At 59.7% G+C, this 24,727-nt stretch carries 19 protein-coding genes; 7 read left to right on the top strand and 12 right to left on the bottom strand.

Annotation, left to right across the window (positions count from 1 at the left end):
* Nucleotides 1-59 precede the first annotated feature (59 nt).
* On the bottom strand, nucleotides 60-1,343 hold the full coding sequence (locus H8B20_RS09725) for an aspartate aminotransferase family protein (RefSeq protein ID WP_210623016.1): 1,284 nt from the start codon (nucleotides 1,341-1,343) through the stop codon (nucleotides 60-62).
* 169 nt (nucleotides 1,344-1,512) lie between these two features.
* Here H8B20_RS09725 and H8B20_RS09730 point away from each other — a divergent pair, with 169 nt between their 5' ends.
* Nucleotides 1,513-2,442, top strand: a complete 930-nt coding sequence (locus H8B20_RS09730) for a LysR family transcriptional regulator (RefSeq protein ID WP_210623017.1) — start codon at nucleotides 1,513-1,515, stop codon at nucleotides 2,440-2,442.
* 228 nt (nucleotides 2,443-2,670) lie between these two features.
* Here H8B20_RS09730 and H8B20_RS09735 read toward each other — a convergent pair whose 3' ends face one another.
* From H8B20_RS09735 to bioB, 10 genes are all read right to left on the bottom strand, one after another.
* Nucleotides 2,671-4,449 carry an acyl-CoA dehydrogenase C-terminal domain-containing protein gene (locus H8B20_RS09735; RefSeq protein ID WP_210623018.1) on the bottom strand — a complete coding sequence of 593 codons (1,779 nt, stop codon included), beginning with the start codon at nucleotides 4,447-4,449 and terminating at the stop codon, nucleotides 2,671-2,673.
* A gap of 210 nt (nucleotides 4,450-4,659) precedes the next feature.
* On the bottom strand, nucleotides 4,660-6,456 hold the full coding sequence (locus H8B20_RS09740; protein ID WP_210623019.1) for an acyl-CoA dehydrogenase C-terminal domain-containing protein: 1,797 nt from the start codon (nucleotides 6,454-6,456) through the stop codon (nucleotides 4,660-4,662).
* A 91-nt stretch (nucleotides 6,457-6,547) separates the two neighbouring features.
* Nucleotides 6,548-7,837: a GGDEF domain-containing protein gene (locus H8B20_RS09745; RefSeq protein WP_042561413.1), complete on the bottom strand. Its 1,290-nt coding sequence runs from the start codon at nucleotides 7,835-7,837 to the stop codon at nucleotides 6,548-6,550.
* A 298-nt stretch (nucleotides 7,838-8,135) separates the two neighbouring features.
* Nucleotides 8,136-9,941: an acyl-CoA dehydrogenase C-terminal domain-containing protein gene (locus H8B20_RS09750; RefSeq protein WP_210623020.1), complete on the bottom strand. Its 1,806-nt coding sequence runs from the start codon at nucleotides 9,939-9,941 to the stop codon at nucleotides 8,136-8,138.
* 277 nt (nucleotides 9,942-10,218) lie between these two features.
* Nucleotides 10,219-10,515 carry a hypothetical protein gene (locus H8B20_RS09755; RefSeq protein ID WP_047303795.1) on the bottom strand — a complete coding sequence of 99 codons (297 nt, stop codon included), beginning with the start codon at nucleotides 10,513-10,515 and terminating at the stop codon, nucleotides 10,219-10,221.
* A gap of 108 nt (nucleotides 10,516-10,623) precedes the next feature.
* Nucleotides 10,624-11,304 (bottom strand): dethiobiotin synthase, encoded by a 681-nt coding sequence (gene bioD / locus H8B20_RS09760; protein ID WP_210623021.1) that lies wholly within the window; start codon nucleotides 11,302-11,304, stop codon nucleotides 10,624-10,626.
* Nucleotides 11,301-12,113: a malonyl-ACP O-methyltransferase BioC gene (gene bioC / locus H8B20_RS09765; RefSeq protein ID WP_210623022.1), complete on the bottom strand. Its 813-nt coding sequence runs from the start codon at nucleotides 12,111-12,113 to the stop codon at nucleotides 11,301-11,303. Before bioC ends, bioD begins: the two co-directional genes overlap by 4 nt.
* Complete coding sequence (locus H8B20_RS09770; RefSeq protein WP_210623023.1) at nucleotides 12,106-12,837, bottom strand: alpha/beta fold hydrolase; 732 nt, start codon at nucleotides 12,835-12,837, stop codon at nucleotides 12,106-12,108. Before H8B20_RS09770 ends, bioC begins: the two co-directional genes overlap by 8 nt.
* Nucleotides 12,830-14,008, bottom strand: coding sequence for an 8-amino-7-oxononanoate synthase (bioF, locus tag H8B20_RS09775; RefSeq protein WP_210623024.1), 1,179 nt, complete (start codon nucleotides 14,006-14,008; stop codon nucleotides 12,830-12,832). The genes H8B20_RS09770 and bioF overlap by 8 nt, the downstream gene beginning before the upstream one ends.
* A gap of 159 nt (nucleotides 14,009-14,167) precedes the next feature.
* Nucleotides 14,168-15,223 carry a biotin synthase BioB gene (gene bioB, locus H8B20_RS09780; protein WP_042561420.1) on the bottom strand — a complete coding sequence of 352 codons (1,056 nt, stop codon included), beginning with the start codon at nucleotides 15,221-15,223 and terminating at the stop codon, nucleotides 14,168-14,170.
* A 91-nt stretch (nucleotides 15,224-15,314) separates the two neighbouring features.
* Between bioB and H8B20_RS09785 the strand changes: the two genes are divergently transcribed.
* The 5 genes from H8B20_RS09785 to rarD all read left to right on the top strand — a co-directional run bounded on the left by H8B20_RS09785 (nucleotide 15,315) and on the right by rarD (nucleotide 21,202).
* Nucleotides 15,315-16,049, top strand: coding sequence for a ComF family protein (locus H8B20_RS09785; protein ID WP_210623025.1), 735 nt, complete (start codon nucleotides 15,315-15,317; stop codon nucleotides 16,047-16,049).
* A 218-nt stretch (nucleotides 16,050-16,267) separates the two neighbouring features.
* The gene (locus tag H8B20_RS09790) at nucleotides 16,268-17,032 is read left to right on the top strand and encodes a TOBE domain-containing protein (protein WP_210623026.1); all 765 of its coding nucleotides are present in this window, start codon (nucleotides 16,268-16,270) and stop codon (nucleotides 17,030-17,032) included.
* A gap of 70 nt (nucleotides 17,033-17,102) precedes the next feature.
* On the top strand, nucleotides 17,103-19,004 hold the full coding sequence (locus H8B20_RS09795) for a PhoX family protein (protein ID WP_210623027.1): 1,902 nt from the start codon (nucleotides 17,103-17,105) through the stop codon (nucleotides 19,002-19,004).
* Nucleotides 19,005-19,170: 166 nt separating this feature from the next.
* Nucleotides 19,171-20,145 carry a serine/threonine protein kinase gene (locus H8B20_RS09800; RefSeq protein WP_210623028.1) on the top strand — a complete coding sequence of 325 codons (975 nt, stop codon included), beginning with the start codon at nucleotides 19,171-19,173 and terminating at the stop codon, nucleotides 20,143-20,145.
* A gap of 169 nt (nucleotides 20,146-20,314) precedes the next feature.
* Entirely contained in the window at nucleotides 20,315-21,202 is an 888-nt protein-coding gene (rarD, locus tag H8B20_RS09805; RefSeq protein WP_042561425.1) for an EamA family transporter RarD, read from the top strand.
* Between the two features lie 220 nt (nucleotides 21,203-21,422).
* Here the strand turns inward: rarD and H8B20_RS09810 are convergent, their stop codons facing one another.
* Nucleotides 21,423-21,941 (bottom strand): glycine cleavage system transcriptional repressor, encoded by a 519-nt coding sequence (locus tag H8B20_RS09810; RefSeq protein WP_042561426.1) that lies wholly within the window; start codon nucleotides 21,939-21,941, stop codon nucleotides 21,423-21,425.
* Nucleotides 21,942-22,462: 521 nt separating this feature from the next.
* Between H8B20_RS09810 and H8B20_RS09815 the strand changes: the two genes are divergently transcribed.
* Nucleotides 22,463-24,640, top strand: coding sequence for a malate synthase G (locus tag H8B20_RS09815; protein ID WP_210623029.1), 2,178 nt, complete (start codon nucleotides 22,463-22,465; stop codon nucleotides 24,638-24,640).
* The last annotated feature ends 87 nt before the right edge of the window (nucleotides 24,641-24,727 follow it).

Raw genomic sequence — 24,727 nt, forward strand, 5'->3', positions numbered from 1 at the left:
GGCGTGGGGCGTGCGTTATACCGCGAGACGGTTCTTGAATTCGGGTAGGAAGCTTCGGCTCAGACGGCAATCCCTTTGCGGCATTGCAGTTGTGCGGTGCGCACTCGGGAGAAGGCCCGGGCCAGGCGCAGGAGCATTTCGTCGATGTTGGCCTTGCTGACCGTGAGTGCCGGGGTGAAGCGCAAGCAATCGGCTTGCGGGGCGTTGAGTATCAGGCCTTCATGCAGCGCTGCTTTGACTACGGCATCTGCCGAATCATCCGACAGGGTCAAACCCCAGAACAGCCCCTGACCGCGCAGGTCGCCGTGATCATAACGATGCGTCAGCCGTGCGAGGCCTTCACGCAGATGCTGACCGTTGTCCCGGACCTGCTGAAGGAAGGCGCGATCCTGAACGCTGTCGAGCACCACCAGCCCTGCCGCGGTCATGAGTGCATTGCCATGGTGCGTGCCGCCCAGCTCGCCCGTGTCAAAACAGCACGCTTTGCCACGCGCCAGCAGCGCCGCCAATGGCACGCCACCGCCCAAGCCTTTGCCGAGCACGACAATGTCGGCGCGCACGCCGTAGGACTGTTCGGCAAGCAAGGTGCCGCAACGGCCGATGCCGGTTTGTACTTCGTCGAGGATCAGCAGAATCCCCAGTTCGCGGCACAGGCGTTCGACACCTTTGAGATAGCGATCGGCCGCAGGGACAACCCCGGCATCGCTCTGGATCGGCTCAAGCAGGATCGCTACGGTTTGCGCGTCGACGGCGTCGTGCAGCGCCGGAAGATCGTTGAAGGGCACCAGATCGAAACCCGGCAGCAGCGGTGCAAAGCGATTGTGCAGGTTGCAACTGTCTGACGCCGAGATCGTCGCCAGGCTACGGCCGTGACAGCCCTGCCTCGCCACGATGATTCGCGAGGCGCCGCCACGATGCAGTTGACCCCACTTGCGTGCCAGTTTGATCGCCGCCTCGCAGGCTTCGCTGCCGCTGTTGAGCAGGTACGCCTGATCGCTGGAGGTGCTGGCACACAGCCGTTCGGCGAGGCTGAGCATGCCGCGGTTGTGCAGATTGAACCCGGGGTTGATCAACGCTTGGGCCTGACCGGCGATGGCTTTGACTAACGCTGAAGGACTGTGGCCAAGGCTGTTGGCGCCGCCGGCTTGGGAGAAGTCGAGGTAGGCGCGATCGTTGCTGTCCCACAGCCACGACCCCTGCCCCCGAACGAAAACCTGCTGCGGCCGTTCAACGCTCGGCATCAGGCGATCGCTATTCAGGCTGTCATCCGCATCGGAATGCTCGGCATCGAAGACAAGGTCATCGAGGCTTGGCGCAGGGCGCCGCAGATTGAACAGATTCATTGGAAAAAACCTCGTCCGAGGTTTTTTGAACTGCCTATGCAAACACTGTCGCAGCAAAAGCTATTCATCGCGCGCTCTGGCCCTGTAAGCCTTGTGATTGCGGTTAGACTAGGCGCACTGACGGCCTCGGGCCATTTCGATTTATCAGCATTTTCGATAAGCATTACTTATGGATTTCAAACAACTGCGTTATTTCGTCGCGGTCTACGAGGAAGGTCATGTCGGACGGGCTGCCGAACGCCTGTCGATCTCCCAACCCGCGCTGTCACAGCAGATTCGCCAACTCGAGCAAAACCTCGACGTCACCCTGTTCGAACGCAGCAGTAAACGCCTGCTGCCGACGCTCGCCGCGCACACGCTGTACAACCACGCGCTGCCATTGCTCGACGGGCTGCAACGCGCACGCGAAGCGCTCGGCAACTTCAAGGGCCAGGCTTTGCGCACCTTGGCGATTGGCGTGCTGCAAACCGTTCATACCAGTCTGGTGCCGCAAATGCTTGAGCGAGTGCGCAAGGCGCAACCGCATCTGGTGGTGCAAATTTATGAATTGACCGGGCTGGAGATCGAACGGCGTTTGCTTAACGGCTCGCTGGACATCGGCATCAGCTATCTGCCGCCACGTCAGCCAGGGCTGCATGGCGTGATGCTGTACGAAGATGAACTGACGCTGGTCATCCCGGCGGACCATCCGTTGCGTGAATTCAAGAAGGTTTCGATTCGCCAGGCGGCCGAATTGCCAATGCTGTTACTGGGCGAAGAGTTCCAGATCCGCCAGATCTGGCAGGCGCAATTGACCAGCCTTGGCCGTCGCCCGCAAGTGCAGGCCGAGTTGAACAATATGCTGGGGATTCTCGACAGTCTGCCGCACACCAAACTGGCGACGGTGCTGCCAGGCCACTCGCAAAAAGAGTACGACGATGAAGATCTGCTGTGGAAACCGTTGAGCGAGCCACGGGTGCCGTTGAAAGTCGGGCTGGTGTGTCGCGACGTGCAACGTCAGCAGGCTTCGCTGGCACTGCTGAAGACATTGCTGGAAGAGGTCATGGGCCGCGATGAAAAAGCGCGCAAAAGCCCGCCACCACTGGATTCCCTGACCTGAAAACTTTTCTTCAGGCAAAAGAAAACCCCGCCGAAGCGGGGCTTTGCAGACTGTTTCCCTGACATCCATTTCACTCCGCCACCCTGGCAGAATCCTACGTGTCCGTGTTGTTGCTTTGCGCTTCCTGCGCGACGTCCATGAAATGTAGATTAGCCGTGGATCCAATCTACGCATATGGGAGAACAGCAGCACGTCATGTAAGCGATTGCTTACATGACGCTGTCGGGGTCAGAACTGCGCTGCATCCAGCAGGTAAAGCGACTCGCTACCGGCCTTGACCGACGCGCTCAACGAGTGAATGCGCGGTAGCAAACGGGCGAAGTAGAAGCGCGCGGTGCCGAGTTTGCTGGCATAGAAATCTTCCTGCGCTTCTTTGCCCAACGCGGCTTTGGCCATCAATGCCCACATGTAGGCGTAGGCCACGTAACCAAACGCCTGCAGATATTCGACCGACGCCGCGCCGATTTCGTGCGGATTGCTTTTCGCCCGATCCAGCACCCACGAAGTCAGCTCGTCGAGCGTTGTGACGGCGTCGTTCAGCGGCTTGGTGAATTCGCCGAGATCTGCACTGGCAGTCGCGGTGAAGTGGCGGATTTCGTCAGCGAACAGTTGATAGAACGCGCCGCCACTGCCGACGATTTTGCGACCCACCAGGTCCAGCGCCTGAATGCCGTTGGTGCCTTCGTAGATCTGGGTGATGCGCACGTCACGAACCAGTTGCTCCTGGCCCCACTCGCGGATGTAACCGTGGCCGCCGAAAATCTGCTGGCCGTGCACGGTGGTTTCCAGACCCAGATCGGTGAGGAACGCCTTGGCAACCGGCGTCAACAACGCCACCAGGTCTTCCGCACGCTTGCGCGTCGTCGCGTCTTCGCTGAATTTGGCGGTGTCGAGTTGCATCGCCACGTAAGTGGAGAATGCGCGGCCACCTTCGTTCGACGCTTTCATGGTCAGCAGCATGCGACGCACGTCCGGGTGGACGATGATCGGGTCAGCGACCTTGTCTTTGTTTTGCGCGCCCGTCGGCGAGCGGCTTTGCAGGCGGTCGCGAGCGTATTCGACGGCGTTCTGGTAGGAGCGCTCGCCAGTGGCAAGACCCTGGATACCGACGCCCAGACGCTCGTAGTTCATCATGGTGAACATCGCCGCCAGGCCTTTGTTCGGCTCGCCGACCAGATAACCCACCGCTTCGTCGAAGTTCATCACGCACGTCGCGGACGCCTGGATGCCCATCTTGTGTTCGATCGAACCACAGTTGGCCGGGTTGCGCGCGCCCAGGCTGCCATCGGCGTTGACCATGAACTTCGGCACGAGGAACAGCGAGATGCCTTTGGGGCCCGCTGGTGCGTCCGGCAGTTTGGCCAGCACCAGGTGAATGATGTTTTCGGTGAGATCGTGTTCACCACCGGTGATGAAGATCTTGGTGCCGCTGACCTTGTAGGAACCGTCGGCCTGAGGTTCGGCTTTGGTGCGGATGATGCCCAGGTCGGTGCCGGCATGCGGCTCGGTCAGGCACATCGAACCGGCCCAGACGCCGGCGTACATGTTCGGCAGGTAGGTGGCTTTCAGCTCTTCGCTGGCGTGGGCGTTGATCGACAGGCACGCGCCGGCAGTCAGCATCGGGTACAGACCGAAGGACAGGCTCGCGGAGTTGACCATTTCTTCGACCTGCGCCGACACGGCTTTGGGCATGCCCATGCCGCCGTATTGCGGATCGCCACCAACGCCAACCCAACCGCCCTCGGCGTAAGTCTGATAAGCCTGTGGGAAACCGGCCGGCGTCGTGACGGCACCGTCCGCCCAGTGACAACCTTCTTCATCAGCGGCACGGCTCAGCGGCGCGATGCTTTTGCTGGTGACCTTGCCGGCCTCTTCGAGAATCGCTTCAACAGTCTCGGCGTCGACGGTCTCGGCCAGCGCCGGCAGTTGCGCCCAGAGTTTGGCGACCTCGAACACTTCATTGAGGACGAAGCGCATATCGCGCAGCGGCGCTTTGTAGTCAGCCATGGCAAACCTCGCAAGATCTAAACAGGTGATTCGTGGGAATGTATTCTCGTTGAGCCGGAGTGTACATCAACAACTTTTGCGACACATAGGGTCAACCGGTGACTGATTTGTTATTTTTAGTCACCAGAAAAATATCGCGGCCTTCGGCAGCTCCCACAGATAAAAAGCGATCTCGTGGAGCTGCCGAAGGCTGCGATCTTTTGATCTACCTTAAAGCGCAAACATTTCGGCCGGCAGCTTCATCAAACAATCACTCCCCGCCTCAATCGCCGCACGATGCGCCGCCGTGCGTGGCAGCAACCGTTTAAAGTAAAACTCGCAAGTGGCCAATTTACCCCGAAGATAATCCGCCTCCCCCTCGCCCGCATCCAGTTGCGCTTGCGCCACCAGCGCCATGCGCAGCCACAGATAGCCGAGGATGATGTAACCGCTGTACATCAGATAGTCCACCGACGCAGCGCCGACCTCGTCCGGGTTCTTCATGGCCGCCATTGCGACCTTCATGGTCAGATCGCCCCACTGCTGGTTGAGCTCATTGAGCTGCGTGACAAAGCTCCCCAGTTGCGGATGCCCCTCGTTCGCCGCGCAGAATTTGTGGACGATTTTGGTAAAGCCGCGCAGCAGCTTGCCCTGACTGCCGAGCACCTTGCGCCCAAGCAGATCGAGCGCCTGAATGCCGTTGGTGCCTTCGTAGATTGGCGCAATGCGGCAATCGCGCACCAACTGCTCCATGCCCCACTCGCGAATGAAACCGTGACCACCAAAAATCTGCATGCCGAGATTGGTCACTTCCAGCCCGGAGTCGGTCATGAACGCTTTGCAGATCGGCGTGAGGAACGCCAGCAGGTCTTCGGCTTCCTGACGCGCCTCGGCATCGCTGCCTAGATGGGCGACATCGAGCAGTTGCGCGGTGAAGTAAGTCAGCGCGCGGTTGCCTTCGTTGAAGGCTTTCATGGTCAGCAGCATGCGTCGCACGTCCGGGTGGACGATGATTGGATCGGCCGGTTTGTCCGGGGCTTTGGCGCCGGTCAGCGAACGCATCTGCAGGCGGTCGTTGGCGTATTTGATGGCGCCCTGGAAACTCGCTTCGCCCAGACACAAGCCCTGCATTCCAGTGCCGAGCCGCGCGTGGTTCATCATGGTGAACATGCAGTTCAGACCCTTGTTCGGTTCGCCGATCAAGAAGCCTTTGGCGCTATCGAAGTTCAGCACGCAAGTGGCCGAGGCCTTGATGCCCATCTTGTGTTCGATCGAGCCGCAGGAAACGCCATTGCGCTCACCCGCCTCGCCCGACGCATCCGGGAGGAATTTTGGCACGATGAACAACGAGATGCCCTTTGTTCCCGCCGGCGCATCCGGCAGCTTGGCCAACACCAGATGGATGATGTTTTCGCTCATGTCGTGCTCACCGGCAGAGATGAAAATCTTGCTGCCCGTGACCATGTAACTGCCGTCAGTCTGAGGCACGGCGCGGGTTTTGATGATGCCCAGATCGGTGCCGCAGTGGGCTTCGGTCAGGCACATTGTGCCGGTCCACTGGCCAGCGGTGAGTTTACTCAGGTAAGTGTCTTTCTGATCGGTGGTGCCGTGGGCATGGATTGCCGACATCGCGCCGTGAGTCAGGCCCGGATACACGCCCCAGGACGTGTTGCTGGAGCCGACCATTTCGCTGATCACTAGCCCCAGGGAGCTGGGTAGGCCTTGACCGCCATAAACCGGATCTGCCGCCAGACCATGCCAGCCGCCCTCGACATATTGTGCGAAGGCTTGCTTGAAGCCTGTAGGCGTTGTCACCACCCCGTTGTCGAAATGGCAGCCCTCTTCGTCACCGCTGCGATTGAGCGGTGCCAGAACGTTCTCACAGAACTTCGCGCCTTCTTCGAGGATCGCGCTGATCATGTCCGGGCTGGCGTCGTGGGCGCCGAGGGCGGCGTAGTTGGTGTGGAAGTCGAAGACGTGGTCGATCAGAAAACGCATGTCGCGCAGCGGGGCTTTGTACTCGGGCATGATGGCTTCTCCGTCAGCAGGTTTCCTTGAAACTACTGCCGGCCAACACGCGCCACAATCACTGTCCAGACGCTGAATGCGCCGTCATCACTCAACCCGCAGCAGTGTCCATGCGCACCGCGCCACGGCGGTTCTGGCCGAACGCGACCACGCAGTTGCGCCCCGCACCCTTGGCACTGTAAAGCGCCTCGTCCGCGGATTTGAGAACTTGCTCCGGGTTGCGCTGCTCCACCCGCTCAGCGACGCCGATACTCACCGTCACCGACACGCTGGAAGCACCGGAACCGGCGCGACGCTGGCGACCTTGCTGATCGTCGTTCGGCCGGTTTTCCTGATTGCGCAACTGGATGCTGTAGGACGCAATCGACTCGCGAATGACTTCAAGGTGCGGCATGCACTCCTCAAGGGTTTTGCCTGCGAACACCAAGGCAAATTCCTCACCGCCATAGCGATATGCCCTACCGCCTCCGCTGATTTTGGACAGCTTGCTGGCGACCAGTCGCAGCACCTGATCACCGACATCGTGTCCGTGGGTGTCGTTGAATTTCTTGAAGTGGTCAACGTCGCTCATTGCCAGCACATAGTTGCGCCCCAAGCGCTGCATGCGTTCATTGAGCGCACGGCGACCCGGCAAACCGGTGAGTTCGTCGCGAAAGGCCATTTGATAAGCCTCGTGCGCCACGGCGGCAGCAATCATCAACATCACCTGGCTGCACATGATGTTCAGGGTAAACGGCAGGATGAAGGTTTTCGGCAGCATCCAGAACACCCCGAGCAAACCGACCAGTTGCGCCGCATGCAGTGGACGCGGATTGCGCCAGTATTGCCAGGCCAGCAGCAGGAATGCCGAAATGAACACCGGATACGACAACTGGATGAGGCTCATCCACGCGCCGTGCAGCGCCGGCCAGCGAATTTCCGAAAGCCACATCAGCAACGCCTGTGGGTAACTTTGCTCAAGCCCCAGCGCCACGCTGCCGAAGGCGAGCAACACGGCGAACCGCGCGACCATGTCCTGAAACAAGTGTGTGCGCTCCTGCCACGCAGCAAACAGACCGAACAACAAGGGCAGCAACAGGCAGACGAGATGGAAGACCACGGCGGCGTCTTCGCGCACTTTGCCATTGTCGCGGTAAAAGTCGGTCTGGGTGTCGAGCAAAAAGTAGGCGATGTACACCGTGAGCATCAGAAACAGTTCGCGCTGGCGTCGGTAAACCGCGCAGTAAGCGCCACCCAGCAGCAGGACCAGAGTCGGCAACACGTTGAACAGGGAAGTGAAGAACACGCTGAGGTCTTTGACATACGCAGCCGCCAACCCCGCAAGCAACAACAGCAGAGAAGGCAGGAAATGGCTGAAACGTACAGCGGAAGAACGTGGCAAGGGTAAAGCTCCGACCCGTCATGGCAAAGAGATGGCATTGTGCCTGCAATGTGGCCAGTTAAGCACACAGATTGTGATCCAGATCACATGCAGTCTCTTTAACGGCCGCAAATACTGATTTCTGAGCCGTCGACCAAGGTTTTTTGCCCCTTGGAGATGAAATCTCCTTCATGGCCATCATGCTTGATGGCAACGTCGGGAATTTCTTTCAAAAATACCCGCGGCCGGAGGAAATTCGCGCATAAAAAAACCGCTGCCCCCGAGGGAGCAGCGGTTTTTCAACAGACCGCGTTAAGGCTTAGTAGCCCAGTGCGAAGTCTTCTTCTTTCATATCCATCAGGTTGTTGGCGCCCGACAGCATAGTGGCCACGTGGGTACGGGTACGCGGCAGGATGCGCTGGAAGTAGAAGCGCGCAGTTTGCAGCTTGGCGGTGTAGAACGCTGCGTCGCCCGTGCCTTCTGCCAGTTTCTCGGCAGCCAGACGCGCCATGTCGGCCCAGAAGTAGGCCAGGCAGGCATAACCGGAGTACATGAGGTAATCCACGGAGGCCGCGCCGACCTCTTCGCGATCTTTCATGGCGGCCATACCGACCTTCATGGTCAGCTCGCCCCATTCCTTGTTCAGTGCAGCCAGCGGCGTGACGAACTCTTGAACCGCTTCGTTGCCTTCGTTGGTCTGGCAGAACTTGTGGACGATCTTGGTGAAGCTTTTCAGAGCCTCGCCTTGCGTCATCAGCACTTTGCGGCCCAGCAGGTCGAGTGCCTGGATACCGGTGGTGCCTTCGTACAGCATCGAAATGCGGCTGTCGCGAACGTTCTGCTCCATGCCCCACTCGGCGATGAAGCCGTGGCCGCCGTAGATCTGCACGCCGTGGTTGGCGGATTCGAAACCGACTTCGGTCATGAACGCTTTGGCGATTGGCGTCATGAAGGCCAGCAGTGCGTCGGCCTTCTTCTTCTCTTCTTCGTCTACACCGTATTTGACGATGTCGACCTGTTTGGCAGTGAAGTACACCATCGCGCGGTTGCCTTCGGCGAATGCCTTCATGGTCAACAGCATGCGGCGTACGTCAGGGTGCACGATGATCGGGTCAGCGGCTTTTTCCGGCGCTTTCGGGCCAGTCAGGGAGCGCATTTGCAGGCGATCGCGAGCGTATTTCAGGCCGCCCTGGAAACCGATTTCGGCGTGGGCCAGACCTTGCAGCGCGGTCCCCAGACGAGCGGTGTTCATAAAGGTGAACATGCAGTTCAGGCCTTTGTTCGCCGGGCCGATCAGGAAACCGGTTGCGCCGTCGAAGTTCATCACGCAGGTCGCGTTGCCGTGGATGCCCATCTTGTGTTCAAGCGAACCGCAAGTCACAGCGTTGCGTGCACCGACGGTGCCATCAGCATTGGGCATGAACTTCGGAACGATGAACAGGGAAATGCCTTTGGTGCCAGCAGGTGCATCCGGCAGGCGGGCCAGTACGATGTGGACAATGTTGTCGGCCATGTCGTGTTCACCGGCCGAGATGAAGATCTTGGTGCCGGAAACTTTGTACGAACCGTCAGCCTGAGGTTCGGCCTTGGTACGCAGCATGCCCAGGTCGGTGCCGCAGTGCGGCTCGGTCAGGCACATGGTGCCGGTCCATTCACCCGAAACCAGTTTGGTCAGGTAAGCACTTTGCTGCTCAGGGGTGCCGTGCTCGGAGATGGTGTTCATCGCGCCGTGCGACAGGCCTGGGTACATACCCCACGACCAGTTGGCTTCGCCAACCATTTCGCTGACGGCCAGACCCAGCGACTCAGGCAGACCCTGACCACCGTGCTCGACGTCGTGCGCCAGGCTTGGCCAGCCGCCTTCGACGAATTGCTTGTAAGCCTCTTTGAAGCCAGTCGGGGTTTTAACGCCGGACTCGCTCCAGGTGCAACCTTCGGTGTCGCCCACGCGGTTCAGCGGCGCCAGTACCTGCTCACAAAACTTGGCGCCTTCTTCGAGAATGGCATCAACCATGTCCGGAGTTGCATCTGCGCAAGCCGGAAGGCTCTGATAGTGCGCTTCGTAGCCGAGCAGTTCGTCACGAACGAAGCGAATATCACGCAAGGGGGCCTTGTAGTCAGGCATAGCGATAAACCTCTGCTGATGTAACCGGGAATGAACGACCGTGTTGATTTGTTGTGACGGTCAAACAGTTGTTTGAAACATACGTTTACGCCGAAATCTTGTCAAGCATCGATCATTTGCCGTTCGTCTTCATATCTTCCAAACGCCGGACACAGCAAACCACCATCGACTCGATCGAGTCATGGACGATAAAAAGAAGATTAGTTGAGCGAGAAGGACTTACAACGAAAAACGCCGCGACAATGCGCGGCGTTCAGCGTGCTGGAAGCTTTGAAAATCAGGCGAATGTATCAATGATCGTGCCGAGCACTTCGTCGGATGCCTTGACGACTTTCACGCCCAGCTCAGCTTGGTATTTGCCCTGAGACATCTCGACGATGTTGCTTGCCAGATCAGACTGCTGCGCACGATCCAGGCCACGCAGGCGATCGACCTGTACTTCGGAAGACTGGCTGGTGACCGAACGCTCAATGGTGTTGTTGGCGATCTGGCTGGCCGCCTGATCGACGCGATTCTGCCCGGTCTGAATCGAGCTCAAACCCGCATAAAAAGCTGTGTTACCGGAGATTTCCATAACTGGTCTCATCCTTGGGAAGGATCAATAGTCGCCATTGAACCAGAGGCGCCAGAAAAACACCCGTCAAAAACACTAATGGCACAGTGCCTGCCCATAGGCAAAACCTTAGTCGAGCAAGTCCAACTGCAAATGCTCAGCCACCGCTTCAGCGCTCAAAGCCTTGAGCTTGGGCACTCGCCCAAGACACGGTGCGGGAATCCGCTCCGCGAGTGTCGCCAGATTCTCCTCCAGCCGCGAAGTCTTCGGATCGATGATATTCGCCACCCACCCCGCCAGTTGCAGACCATCTCGGGCAATCGCCTCGGCTGTCAGCAACGCATGGCTGATGCAACCCAGCCGCACACCCACCACCAGAATCACCGGCAGCTTCAACGCCATCGCCAAATCCGAGAGATTGTCCTGATCCGCCAACGGCACCCGCCAGCCACCCGCGCCCTCTATCAGGGTGAAATCGGCATTCATCGCCAGAATCTCGCGCATCGGCGTCAGCAGCGATTGCACCGTCAGCGCGAAACCGGCCTCGCGAGCCGCCAGATGCGGAGCAATAGCCGGTTCGAACGCTATCGGATTGACCTGTTGATAACTCAGCGGCAATGAACATTCGGCCAGTAAGGCCAAGGCATCCGAGTTGCGCAAACCCTTGGGCGTGACTTCGCACCCGGAGGCAACCGGCTTACCCGCGGCGGTGCTCAACCCTGCCGAACGCGCCGCATGCAGCAAGCCGGCGGCGACCGTTGTCTTGCCAACGTCGGTGTCAGTTCCGGTGATGAAATAGGCTGCGCTCATACGGGTTTCTCCAACACGGCGTAGACCACCTGATAAGTCGCCGGCAACCCCGACGCCTGACGGAACTGCTCGTAAGCCTCGACCAGACCAAGAATCCGCGCCCGCCCGGTCAATCCACCCGGGCGACCAGGATTCAGATTGTGCGCCCCCAGAGCCTTCAGCTCATGGGTCAAACTGCGCACATCCGGGTAATGCAGCACATGCGCCTGATTCTCCAGACTCACCGTGCGCAGGCCACTGGCCGCACACAACTGTTCATATCGCGCGAACTCGCGGAAGCGATTCACATGCACCAGACCATCGACCTGACGCCAGCTATCGCGCAACTCAAACAGTGTCCCGACACAAAGACTAGCAAACGCGAAAATTCCGCCGGGTTTCAGCACACGGAAAGCTTCACTGAGCACCGCATCAAAATCCCCACACCACTGCACCGCAAGGCTGGAGAAGATCAGATCGCAGGTTGAATCGCGTAACGGCAGACGTTCCGCATCACCGGCGATGAAATGCTCGGCACCACCCAACGGTCGTGCGTGATCAAGCATGCCCTCGGCAATGTCCAGCGCCAGCCCCTGGCCATGGGCAAAACGCCCGGCCAATGCACGACTGAAATACCCGGTGCCGCAGCCCAGATCCAGCCAGCGCGACGGCACGAAATCCGCAGGCAAGCGCTGCAGCAACTGTGTACCGACATCACGTTGCAACTCGGCGACACTGTCGTAGCTGGCCGCCGCGCGGGAGAAAGAGGCCGCGACCTGACGCTTGTCAGGCAAGCCGCCGGGCAGCGCCACATGGGACAAATCAGTCATCACCGCACTCATGTAAAAAAGCCTGGATCGCACCCGCCACTCCATGGGGGTCTTCCAGAAGAAACGCATGACTGGCCTGTTCGATCAGACCAATTTCAATATCCGGCAACAGGGCGAACAATTCGCCCGCCGCCTCTGCCGGCACCAATCCGTCCTGCCCGGCGAACAGATGCAACTGCGGGCCACGAAACGCCTGCAACGCTTCGCGCGTATCCAGTTGCGCGAGCAATTCCAGCCCGGCCATCAGTGCCGCCGGCGAAGTGTTCGGTGCGCCGCCGAGCATCAGCCGCGACAAGCCTCGCGGGTCTTGCGCGCCTTGAGCACACAGCAGCGAGAAACGTTTGAGGGTCAAACGTGGGTCAGCAGCGCAACCGGCAAGAAACGCATCGAAGGTCTCGGCGGGCATCGCACTCGGCCATTGTTCATGAGCAACAAAGGAAGGATTGCTCGCCAGTGTCAGCAAGCCGCAACACCTGTCGCCCCGGCGCGCTGCCAGTTCGGACGCGAGCATCCCGCCGAGCGACCAGCCTCCAAGCCACACGTCTTGAGGAATGCGCTCATCGAGGTCATCGAGCCAGTCTTGCAGGTCACAGGAGTCGAGTTCCGGCAACGGCTCGACCTCGACATGCAGATGTTCGTCGAGTCCTTGGAGCGCAGCGGCCAAAGGCTCCATCGGCGAAACACCGAGTCCCCAGCCGGGCAGCAGAATCAGGCGATCACGCATGGCTTGGCTCCGTCGACAGTTGGGCAAAGCAATCAGCCAGTCCTTCTAACAATAGCTGCACCTGCGCCTCGCTGTGGGCGGCGGTCAGGGTTACGCGCAGTCTTGCGCTGCCAGCGGGCACGGTCGGCGGACGGATCGCGGTGACCATCAAGCCGCGTTCGCGCAACATCTGCGACAGGCGCACCGCGCGGCCGGCATCGCCGATCATGATTGGCTGGATCGGGGTAAAGCTGTCCATCAACTCCAGGCCGATCTGTTCGGCACCGCGACGGAACTGGCGGATCAGCGTCTGCAAATGCTCTCGACGCCAGTGTTCACTGCGCAGCAGCTCGAGACTTTTCAACGTCGCACAGGCCAGCGCCGGTGGTTGGCTGGTGGTGTAGATGTACGGACGCGCGAACTGGATCAGGCTTTCGATCAACTCTTCGCTGCCAGCGACGAACGCGCCCGCCGTGCCGAAGGCTTTGCCGAGCGTGCCGACCAGCACGGGGACGTCGTCCTGACTCAAGCCGAAATGCTCGACGATACCGCCGCCATTAGCACCCAACGGGCCGAAACCATGGGCATCGTCGACCATCAGCCACGCGCCTTTGGCCCTGGCCTCACGGGCCAGCGCCGGCAGATCGGCAAGGTCGCCGTCCATGCTGAACACGCCATCGGTAACCACCAACGTATTGCCGGTGGCTTTCTCCAGTCGCTTGGCCAGACTGACCGCGTCGTTATGCAGATAACGATTGAAGCGCGCGCCGGACAACAGCCCCGCATCCAGCAACGAGGCGTGATTGAGCCGGTCTTCCAGCACCGTATCGCCCTGCCCGACCAACGCTGTGACCGCACCGAGATTAGCCATGTAGCCGGTGGTAAACAGCAGCGCACGCGGCCGACCGGTGAGATCAGCCAGTGCTTCTTCGAGTGCGTGATGCGGGCCGCTGTGGCCGATCACCAGATGCGACGCCCCGCCGCCCACGCCCCAACGCTTGGCACCGGCACGCCAGGCTTCGATCACCTGCGGGTGATTGGCCAGGCCCAGATAGTCGTTGTTACAGAACGCCAGCAATGGCTGGCCGTCGACCACCACCTCGGGCCCCTGAGGGCTTTGCAGCAGCGGTCGCTGGCGGTAGAGATTTTCGGCACGTCGGGCAGCAAGGCGTGCGGCGAGATCGAAAGACATGCAGGCCTCGATTTTCAAATAGACAGATCCCCTGTGGGAGCGAGCCTGCTCGCGAAAGCGTCAGTCCAGTCGACATCACTGTTGAATATTCGACCGCATTCGCGAGCAGGCTCGCTCCCACAGGGGTTTGCATTCCTTCAGAGGAGTTTGCGCAAGTCTTTACACCGCGGCGTTGTAGAACTGCTCGCTACTCTTCTGCTCCACCAACGCCTGTTCGATCGCGGCCTGATGCACTTCGTCGGAGTGCTCTTCGCGGGCTTCCGGCGCAATGCCCAGACGCGCAAACAGCTGCATGTCCTTGTCCGCTTGCGGGTTGGCAGTGGTCAGCAACTTGTCGCCGTAGAAAATCGAGTTGGCGCCCGCGAAGAACGCCAGGGCCTGCATCTGCTCGTTCATCGCTTCACGCCCGGCCGACAGCCGCACGTGGGATTGCGGCATCAGGATGCGCGCCACGGCGAGCATGCGGATGAAGTCGAACGGATCGATGTCCTCGGCGTTTTCCAGTGGCGTGCCGGCGACTTTCACCAACATGTTGATCGGTACCGACTCCGGATGCTCCGGCAGGTTGGCCAACTGGATCAGCAGATTGGCGCGGTCATCCAGCGACTCGCCCATGCCCAGAATGCCGCCGGAACAGATCTTCATCCCCGACTCACGCACGTAGGCCAGCGTTTGCAGGCGCTCGCTGTACGTGCGGGTGGTGATGATGCTGCCGTAAAACTCAGGCGAGGTGTCGAGGTTGTGGTTGTAGTAATCGAGCCCGGCCTTGGCCAGCGCTTCGGTCTGATCCTGATCGAGACGACCGAGGGTCATGCAGGTTTCCAGGCCCATGGCTTTGACGCCTTCGACCATTTTCAACACGTAGGGCATGTCCTTGGCCGACGGATGCTTCCACGCCGCACCCATGCAGAAACGCGTCGAGCCGATGGCTTTGGCGCGGGCAGCCTCTTCGAGGACTTTCTGCACTTCCATCAGCTTTTCTTTTTCCAGGCCGGTGTTGTAGTGACCGGACTGCGGACAATATTTGCAATCTTCCGGGCAGGCGCCGGTCTTGATCGACAGCAGCGTGGAGACTTGAACGCGGTTGGCGTTGAAATGCGCGCGGTGCACCGTCTGCGCCTGGAACAGCAAGTCGTTGAATGGCTGTACGAAGAGGGCTCTGACTTCGGCCAATGACCAGTCGTGACGCAGGGTGGCAGTGGTGCTCGCGCTCATGGGTATTTCCTTGGTTATGCTTGGCTGGCGGCTGCGGGAACGGAATACCCACAGGCGCTACACGGATGTTCGGCATATTTAAGGAAGTGTCATGCGCTGTCAACCACGAGACAAAGATCAGGTTTACATCTGTTTAAAAAACGTACAGAGCTGCATATTGTGCGATGAGCCAGCAGAAGCAGAAATGCCAATCTGCGTCGCCTGCGAAGCCGAGATGCCATGGCTGGGCGAGCACTGCCAGACCTGCGCATTGCCGCTGCCCAAGGCCGGCCTGACCTGCGACGGGTGCCTGCTAGAGCCTCCGGCGTACGAACAGGTCGCCGTGCCATGGCGCTACGACTTCCCGGTGGACAGTTTGATTACCCGCTTTAAACACAACGCGAAATGGCCGTTTGGTCATCTGCTCGCCGACGTTCTCAGCCAATACCTGCAACATCGCTTCGATGAAGACTTGCCGCGCCCCGATGCGTTGTTGCCGGTGCCATTGGCCGCTAAACGTCTGCGTCAACGCGGATTCAACCAGGCAGCGATGTTGGCGCGCTGGTTGAGTAAGCAACTGGATTTGCCCTGCGAGGAGAATGCTGTGCACAGGATTCAGGACACCAGCGCGCAGCAGGATCTTGATGCCAAGGCGCGCAAGCGCAACCTGCGAAATGCCTTTGCCCTGACGTCAGATGCGAACGTAAAAGGTCGGCATCTGGCGTTGGTTGATGATGTTTTGACCACAGGCGCAACGGCCCAGGCCCTTGCACGATTGTTAATGAATGCGGGAGCGGCAAGGGTCGACGTGTATTGCCTGGCGCGCACGCCAAAACCCGGCTCCTGAGGTCAGCGCAATCCCCTGTAGGAGCTGCGGTACGCTGCGATCTTTTGATCCTGATCTTTAAAATCAAAAGATCGCAGCGTGCCGCAGCTCCTGCATCGATATTGCGCAGTGACGAATAGCTGGGCGCCCCCCACGGACAGGTTCTGCACACGGCTTGACTCGCGCGCCACAAGCCGCCAACTTCACCTTCCACCGCCACAGCAAAAAAGCACCCATTCATGTCCATGCCGTCCCTGCTCTCCCAGCACATTGTCCGTCGTCCGCAGCGCATTGCCCTGCTGCAACATATCGCCGAACAGGGCTCGATCACCCGTGCAGCGAAAAGCGCAGGGCTGAGCTACAAAGCGGCGTGGGACGCCATCGATGAGCTGAACAACCTGTCGCAAAAGCCGCTGGTCGAGCGGGCCGTCGGCGGCAAGGGCGGCGGCGGTGCCAAACTGTCCAGCGAAGGTCAACGGGTGCTGCGCCTCTATCAAAAGCTGCAAGCCTTGCAAGCGCAGGTGCTGGAAGCCGCCGAAGACGCCAGCGACCTCGACCTGCTCGGTCGCTTGATGCTACGCACCAGCGCTCGCAACCAGTTGCACGGCAAAGTCGTGGCGATCAACGCGCAGGGGCGCAATGACCTGATTCGTCTGGAGCTGGCCGAAGGCTTGTGCCTCGAGGCGCAAATTACCCACGACAGCACTGTGCATCTGGAGCTGCAAACCGGTTCGCAAGTGGTGGCCCTGATCAAGGCCGGCTGGCTCGAATTGCTGGCCGACGATCAACCGGCAACGCCTGGGCACAATCATCTGGAGGGCACCATCGAAGCGATTCTCGACGCCGACGACGGCCCCAGCGAAGTGCGGATTTCCCTGCCCAACGGCCACACCCTTTGCGCGCTGGCCGAACCGCAGGACTTGCGCAGCCGTGGGCTGGCAATGGGGCAACCCGTGCAAGCGCAGTTTTCGCCGTCCAATGTGCTGATCGGCACGTCACTTTAATCGCGGCCTGCAACGAAAGCGTCATCGACGCTCATTAAGGTGACTGCCAAAACCAAGCAGGAAGCCTGATGTGAGCCTATTAGAAGAAAACCAATCGACTGATCTGGAAAAAATGGTCGGCCTCAGCCGTCGCGGTTTCATCGGCGCCGGTGCTCTGTGTGGCGCAGCGATGTTCCTGGGCGGTAGCCTCCTGAGCCGCAGCGCATTGGCCACTGGCGTCAGTGCTGGCAACAGCGGTCTGCTCGGCTTCGAAAGCATTCCGGCCGCGACCACTGATGTCATCAGCCTGCCCAAAGGCTACAAATCTTCAGTACTGATCAGTTGGGGCCAGCCCCTGCAAAAGAATGGCCCGGCGTTCGACCCGAGTGGCAATGGCACTGCGGCCGCACAGGAAGTGCAGTTCGGTGACAACAACGACGGCATGAGTCTGTTCGCCTTCCCGGACGACAGAAACCGCGCGTTGATGGCGATCAACAACGAATACACCAACTACCGTTACCTCTACCCGCACGGCGGCATGCCGCAATCGGCCGAAGACGTGCGCAAGGCCTTGGCCTGCGAAGGTGTCTCGGTGATCGAAGTGCAGCGCAAGAACGGCCAGTGGCAATTCGTTCAGGGCTCGCGTTACAACCGACGCATCCATGGCAACACGCCGCTGCGCATCGCCGGCCCGGCGGCCGGTCACGACCTGATGAAAACCGCCGCCGACAAACACGGCAAAAAGGTCCTCGGTACCTTCCAGAACTGCGCCAACGGGAAAACGCCGTGGGGCACTTACCTGACCTGCGAAGAGAACTTCACCGACGTCTTCGGCAGCAGCAACGCCCAGCAGCAGTTCGACGCGGCGCAAAAGCGCTACGGCGTCTCGGCCGCCAGCCGCGAAATCAACTGGCACCCGCACGACCCGCGCTTCGACATGGCGAAGAACCCCAACGAACTCAACCGTCACGGCTGGGTGGTCGAGATCGACCCGTTCGATCCGCAATCGACCCCGGTCAAACGCACGGCGCTGGGCCGCTTCAAACATGAAAACGCTGCACTGGCCGAGACCAACGACGGTCGCGCCGTGGTGTACATGGGCGACGACGAGCGTGGCGAGTTCATCTACAAATTCGTCAGCCGCGACCGCATCAACCACCGCAACGCCAAAGCCAACCGCGACATCCTCGATCACGGCACCCTGTACGTCGCCAAATTCGATAACGGCGACAGCAACCCGGATCACCCGAAAGGCCAGGGCCAATGGATCGAACTGACCCACGGCAAAAACGGCATTGATGCCAGCAGCGGCTTTGCCGATCAGGCTGAAGTGCTGATCCACGCCCGCCTCGCCGCCAGTGTGGTCGGCGCGACGCGCATGGACCGCCCTGAATGGATCGTGGTCAGCCCGAAGGACGGCCAGGTTTATTGCACCCTGACCAACAACGCCAAGCGCGGCGAAGACGGGCAACCGGTGGGCGGGCCGAACCCGCGCGAGAAGAACGTCTACGGGCAGATTCTGCGCTGGCGCACCGATCGCGACGATCATGCATCGAAGACCTTCGCTTGGGATCTGTTCGTGGTCGCCGGCAACCCGGGCGTGCACGCCGGCACGCCGAAGGCCGGCTCGAAAAACATCACCCCGCAGAACATGTTCAACAGCCCCGATGGCTTGGGTTTCGACAAGGCCGGACGCTTGTGGATTCTGACTGACGGCGACTCGAGCAACGCCGGAGACTTTGCCGGGATGGGCAATAACCAGATGCTCTGCGCTGACCCCAAGACCGGCGAGATTCGCCGTTTCATGGTCGGGCCGATTGGTTGTGAAGTCACCGGGATCAGCTTCTCGCCGGATCAGAAGACATTGTTTGTCGGGATTCAGCATCCAGGGGAGAACGGCGGTTCGACCTTCCCTGAGCATCTGCCGAATGGCAAGCCACGGTCTTCGGTGATGGCGATTACCCGTGAGGATGGCGGGGTCGTCGGCGCCTGATAAACCGCTTTCACGAGCAGGCTCGCTCCCACAGGGGATCGCATCCCAAATGTGGGAGCGAGCCTGCTCGCGAAGAGGCCCGACCAGACACCAACCAACTCCCCTGCCGCCATCTGCGCTACCATGCTGGGCCGGACGCGGCAGCCTGCTGCGCGCAGGAGTCAGCATGGCCCATCCGTTTGAAACCCTCACACCCGACCTCGTACTCGATGCCGTAGAAAGCATCGGGTTCCTGAGCGATGCGCGCATTTTGGCGCTCAATAGCTACGAAAACCGCGTCTATCAGGTCGGCATCGAAGACTCCGAACCGCTGATCGCCAAGTTCTACCGACCGCAACGCTGGACCAACGAGGCCATCCTCGAAGAACACAAGTTCACCTTCGAACTGGCCGACGTCGAGATCCCGGTGGTCGCGCCGATGATCCACAACGGCGAAACCCTGCACGAACATGCCGGTTTTCGCTTCACCCTGTTCCCGCGTCGCGGCGGCCGCGCGCCGGAGCCGGGCAATCTTGATCAGTTGTACCGACTCGGTCAGTTGCTCGGGCGCATTCACGCGGTCGGCGCGACCAAGCCGTTCGAACACCGCGAAGCCCTCGCCGTGCAGAACTTCGGCCATGCCTCGCTGACCACGCTGCTCGAAGGCAACTTCATCCCCAAGAGCCTGCTTCCAGCTTACGAATCGGTAGCGCGCGATCTGCTCAAGCGTGTGGAAGACGTCTACACCAACACGCCGCATCAGAACATCCGCATGCACGGCGACTGCCACCCCGGCAACATGATGTGCCGCGACGAGATGTTCCACATCGTCGACCTCGACGACTGCCGCATGGGTCCGGCGGTGCAGGACATCTGGATGATGCTCGCCGGCGATCGGCAGGAATGCCTGGGGCAATTGTCGGAATTGATGGACGGCTACAACGAGTTTCACGATTTCAACCCGCGCGAGTTGGCACTGATCGAACCGCTGCGCGCGTTGCGCCTGATGCATTACAGCGCCTGGTTGGCGCGGCGTTGGGATGACCCGGCGTTCCCGCACAGTTTTCCATGGTTTGGTACGGAACGTTATTGGGGCGATCAGGTGTTGGCATTGCGTGAGCAGTTGTCGGCGCTCAATGAAGAACCGCTGAAACTCTTCTGATTCAAGAAGCAAAGATCAAAAGATCGCAGCCTTCGGCAGCTCCTACAGGGGAACGCATTCCAATGTAGGAGCTGCCGAAGGCTGCGATCTTTTTGCTTTCTGACACGACACATCTATACAACCTCCTTACAATCCCCTCCTTTGTTAGCTGCCTAAGCAAGGATTCTGCATGCAAGCTGCCAACCCGCGCCGCGGGTACATCCTGGGCCTGAGTGCCTACATCATCTGGGGCCTGTTCCCGATCTATTTCAAAGCCATCGCTGAAGTACCAGCGGTCGAGATCATCATCCATCGGGTGTTGTGGTCGGCGCTGTTCGGCGCGCTGCTGCTGATGGTCTGGAAGCACCCAGGCTGGTTGCGCGAATTGCTCGACAACCCGAAACGTCTGGCGATTCTGGCGCTGAGCGGCACGTTGATCGCGGCCAACTGGCTGACCTATGTGTGGTCGGTCAACAACGGGCGCATGCTCGAAGCGAGCCTCGGTTACTACATCAATCCGCTGATCAACGTGCTGCTGGGGATGGTGATTCTTGGCGAACGACTGCGGCGCATGCAATGGATCGCCGTGGGGCTGGCGGCGATTGGCGTGGCGCAGCAGGTGTGGCAAGTCGGCAGTCTGCCGTGGGTATCGCTGGTGCTGGCGCTGACGTTCGGTTTCTACGGTTTGATCCGCAAACAGGCGCCGGTCAAGGCATTGCCCGGACTGGTGGTGGAAACCTGGATGCTGGTGCCGATTGCCATCGCATGGCTGCTGTTCAATCAAACCGCGACCAGTGTTCAACCCGAGTTCTGGACGACGTCGCAAGCGTGGTGGCTAGTCGCAGCAGGCCCGGTAACATTGATTCCGCTGGTGTGTTTCAACGCAGCAACCCGGCATTTGCCCTACACCACGATCGGCTTCCTGCAATACATCGCGCCCACGCTGGTGTTGTTGCAAGCGGTGCTGTTGTTCGGTGAACACATGTCGTCGAGCACGTTGATCGCTTTTGCCTTTATATGGGCCGGCCTCGCCGTTTACAGCGTCGATGCGTGGATAAGTTTGCGCCGACGCAGCTGATCAAAAAACGTACAAACAGCTACAGGCCACGTTGATCGCGGCCCTTAGCGTTCCTTCCCAAGGTTATCCACAGCGTGATCCCCGCCGTTTGTGCGCAAGTCACTGAATGCTGGCGGTTTTTTGATCAACTCTCGCAGAGCCACAGTGGACGTGGCCTGGAGAGCAGTCTCTACAGGTTATCCACAGGCAGGTGCACGTTTAAACTGGATAACCCAAAGCGTTAAACCTCTGTGCGTAACACCAGATCCACCATCAGATCGTCCGCCAGGGTTTCCAGCCGTGATTGCAGGACATCCAGCGACAACGTCAACGGCACCGCCAGAATCGCTTCGGCATGAAACAGCGGCTCGCTGCTCATCGGTGCCGGGCGCACTTCGGTCACCAGCCGCTCCAGGTTGACGCCCTGCTCGCTCAGCAGGCGGGTGATGTCGCGCACAATCCCCGGGCGGTCATTGCCCACCAGTTCCATCGCGATCGGTTTCCAGGTGCAGGATTGCTCGATACCGCTTTCGGCGATCAGCACGCGAATGCCATGAGTCGACAGTGCTTGTAGGGAATCGACTAATTCGTCGTAAGCCTCCGCCGGCACACCCACCCGCAGAATCCCGGCGAACTGTCCGGCCATTCGCGACATACGACTTTCCAGCCAGTTACCGCCATGTTCGGCGATGCATTGGGCGATGCGCTCGACCTGCCCGGGTTTGTCCGGGGCGAAAACAGTGAGTACGAGATGGTCCATGGCGCAGCCCTCTTGTCATGACTTTTGTTATGGAAGGGCAAGTATAGGCAAGCAGAACTTGTGCGTCGTAGCGACTGCTCTCTTCGCGGGCAAGCCCGCTCCCACAGGGGAATGCGCAGGCCATGTGGGCGCCGTCCGATCTGACGTGAAGATAAATCGTGTACAACTTTCGATATTTAACTGGAACAATCCAATGGTTTTTTGAGAACATCCTGTTCCGCGCCGTGACCGCAATGCGTCATGGGGTCGCAGAACGACGTAATTAGTCTGATTTTCACAAGCGCAACTCATCATGTAGTATGCCGCAGCGCGCACTACATAACGCTGGATCGATGTCTGCCCAAGGCATGTTCGCAATCCTGAAAGCCCCGTCAGCAAGGCCCCAAGCCGTTGATTGGTCCCAGCCCAGCCGCCAGCAATGGCATGTACTGGTCCGCAGGTTTGTGGTTTAAATGGCCAGAGGCTTCATTGGTAAATTGAAGAGCTGAAAAGCGAAATAGCTGAGCAGAGTGAGGCAAGCAATGACTGAACACGTTCAAGTCGGTGGCCTGCAGGTCGCCAAAGTCCTGTTCGACTTCGTGAACAACGAAGCCATTCCCGGTACCGGCCTCACCGCCGACAAATTCTGGGAAGGTGCCGACAAGGTCATTCACGACCTGGCACCGAAGAACAAAGCCCTACTCGCCAAACGCGATGACTTCCAGGCTCGCATTGACGCCTGGCATCAGGAACACGCGGGCCAGGCGCACGACGCCGTGGCTTATAAAGCCTTCCTGCAAGAAATCGGTTATCTGCTGCCAGAAGCGGCTGATTTCCAAGCAACGACGCAAAACGTCGATGACGAAATCGCCCGTACCGCTGGCCCGCAACTTGTTGTGCCGGTGATGAATGCGCGCTTTGCCCTCAACGCCTCGAACGCTCGCTGGGGTTCGCTGTACGACGCCCTCTACGGCACCGACGCGATCAGCGAAGACGGTGGCGCGGAAAAAGGCAAAGGCTACAACAAGGTGCGTGGCGACAGAGTCATCGCCTTCGCCCGTGCTTTCCTCGACGAAGCCGCGCCACTGGCCGCGGGTTCCCACGTCGATTCGACCGGCTACAAAATCGCTGACGGCAAACTGGTGGTCACCCTCAAGGGCGGTAGCAACAGCGGTCTGCGTAACGATGCACAGCTGATCGGATTCCAGGGCGACGCCAACGCGCCAATCGCGATCCTGCTGAAAAACAACGGTCTGCATTTCGAAATCCAGATCGACGCCAGCACCCCTGTCGGCCAGACCGACGCGGCCGGCATCAAAGACGTGCTGATGGAAGCCGCGCTGACCACCATCATGGACTGCGAAGACTCCGTGGCGGCCGTCGATGCCGACGACAAAGTGGTGATCTACCGCAACTGGCTCGGCCTGATGAAGGGCGATCTGTCGGAAGAAGTCGCCAAGGGCGGCCAGACCTTCACTCGCACCATGAACCCGGACCGCAGCTACACCACAGTCGATGGCGGCGAAGTGACCCTGCATGGCCGCTCGCTGTTATTCGTGCGCAACGTCGGTCATCTGATGACCATCGACGCGATCCTCGACAAAGACGGCAACGAAGTGCCGGAAGGCATCCTCGACGGTCTGCTGACTTGTCTGGCGGCGATGCACAACCTCAACGGCAACACTTCGCGCAAGAACACTCGCACCGGCTCGGTCTACATCGTTAAACCGAAGATGCACGGCCCGGAAGAAGCAGCGTTCACCAACGAACTGTTCGGCCGTATCGAAGACGTGCTCGGCCTGAAACGCAACACCCTGAAAGTCGGGATCATGGACGAGGAGCGCCGCACCACGGTCAACCTCAAGGCCTGCATCCAGGCGGCCAGCGAGCGCGTGGTGTTCATCAACACCGGTTTCCTCGACCGCACCGGCGACGAAATCCACACCTCCATGGAAGCCGGCCCGATGGTGCGCAAGGCCGACATGAAGGCCGAGAAATGGATCGGCGCCTACGAGAACTGGAACGTCGATATCGGTCTGAGCACTGGCCTGCAAGGTCGTGCACAAATCGGTAAAGGCATGTGGGCGATGCCCGACCTGATGGCAGCGATGCTCGAACAGAAAATCGCGCACCCACTGGCCGGTGCCAACACCGCTTGGGTGCCATCGCCGACCGCTGCTGCGCTGCACGCGCTGCACTACCACAAGGTCGACGTGTTCGCCCGTCAGGCCGAATTGGCCAAACGTGCTCGCGCTTCGGTGGACGACATCCTGACCATTCCGCTGGCGGTCAACCCGAACTGGACACCAGAGCAGATCAAGAACGAACTGGACAACAACGCCCAGGGCATTCTCGGCTACGTGGTGCGCTGGATCGACCAGGGCGTTGGTTGCTCGAAAGTGCCGGATATCAATGACGTCGGCCTGATGGAAGACCGTGCGACGCTGCGTATCTCCAGCCAGCACATCGCCAACTGGCTGCGCCACGGTATCGTCACCGAAGCGCAAGTGATGGAAAGCCTCAAGCGCATGGCGCCGGTGGTCGATCGTCAGAACGCCAACGACTCGCTGTACCGTCCGCTGGCACCGAACTTCGACAGCAACATCGCCTTCCAGGCGGCGGTCGAACTGGTGATCGAAGGCACCAAACAGCCGAACGGTTACACCGAGCCGGTTCTGCACCGTCGTCGTCGTGAGTTCAAGGCTGCCAACGGCCTGTAATTGTGCGTAGCCGCTGGATATGAAGAAGCCCTGATCTTTGATCAGGGCTTTTTTTGATTCTTGATCGTTCACACGCTCCGCGTTGGA

The organism is Pseudomonas sp. P42, assembly GCF_017973755.1.
Taxonomy (GTDB): domain Bacteria; phylum Pseudomonadota; class Gammaproteobacteria; order Pseudomonadales; family Pseudomonadaceae; genus Aquipseudomonas; species Aquipseudomonas iridis.

Excerpts from the sequence above, each read along its gene's own strand:
- H8B20_RS09725 (WP_210623016.1), bottom strand. The coding sequence starts at position 1,343 with ATGAATCTGTTCAATCTGCGGCGCCCTGCGCCAAGCCTCGATGACCTT.
- H8B20_RS09730 (WP_210623017.1), top strand. The coding sequence starts at position 1,513 with ATGGATTTCAAACAACTGCGTTATTTCGTCGCGGTCTACGAGGAAGGT.
- H8B20_RS09735 (WP_210623018.1), bottom strand. The coding sequence starts at position 4,449 with ATGGCTGACTACAAAGCGCCGCTGCGCGATATGCGCTTCGTCCTCAAT.
- H8B20_RS09740 (WP_210623019.1), bottom strand. The coding sequence starts at position 6,456 with ATGCCCGAGTACAAAGCCCCGCTGCGCGACATGCGTTTTCTGATCGAC.
- H8B20_RS09750 (WP_210623020.1), bottom strand. The coding sequence starts at position 9,941 with ATGCCTGACTACAAGGCCCCCTTGCGTGATATTCGCTTCGTTCGTGAC.
- H8B20_RS09755 (WP_047303795.1), bottom strand. The coding sequence starts at position 10,515 with ATGGAAATCTCCGGTAACACAGCTTTTTATGCGGGTTTGAGCTCGATT.
- bioD (WP_210623021.1), bottom strand. The coding sequence starts at position 11,304 with ATGAGCGCAGCCTATTTCATCACCGGAACTGACACCGACGTTGGCAAG.
- bioC (WP_210623022.1), bottom strand. The coding sequence starts at position 12,113 with ATGACTGATTTGTCCCATGTGGCGCTGCCCGGCGGCTTGCCTGACAAG.
- H8B20_RS09770 (WP_210623023.1), bottom strand. The coding sequence starts at position 12,837 with ATGCGTGATCGCCTGATTCTGCTGCCCGGCTGGGGACTCGGTGTTTCG.
- bioF (WP_210623024.1), bottom strand. The coding sequence starts at position 14,008 with ATGTCTTTCGATCTCGCCGCACGCCTTGCTGCCCGACGTGCCGAAAAT.
- bioB (WP_042561420.1), bottom strand. The coding sequence starts at position 15,223 with ATGAGCGCGAGCACCACTGCCACCCTGCGTCACGACTGGTCATTGGCC.
- H8B20_RS09785 (WP_210623025.1), top strand. The coding sequence starts at position 15,315 with ATGCGCTGTCAACCACGAGACAAAGATCAGGTTTACATCTGTTTAAAA.
- H8B20_RS09790 (WP_210623026.1), top strand. The coding sequence starts at position 16,268 with ATGTCCATGCCGTCCCTGCTCTCCCAGCACATTGTCCGTCGTCCGCAG.
- H8B20_RS09800 (WP_210623028.1), top strand. The coding sequence starts at position 19,171 with ATGGCCCATCCGTTTGAAACCCTCACACCCGACCTCGTACTCGATGCC.
- rarD (WP_042561425.1), top strand. The coding sequence starts at position 20,315 with ATGCAAGCTGCCAACCCGCGCCGCGGGTACATCCTGGGCCTGAGTGCC.
- H8B20_RS09810 (WP_042561426.1), bottom strand. The coding sequence starts at position 21,941 with ATGGACCATCTCGTACTCACTGTTTTCGCCCCGGACAAACCCGGGCAG.
- H8B20_RS09815 (WP_210623029.1), top strand. The coding sequence starts at position 22,463 with ATGACTGAACACGTTCAAGTCGGTGGCCTGCAGGTCGCCAAAGTCCTG.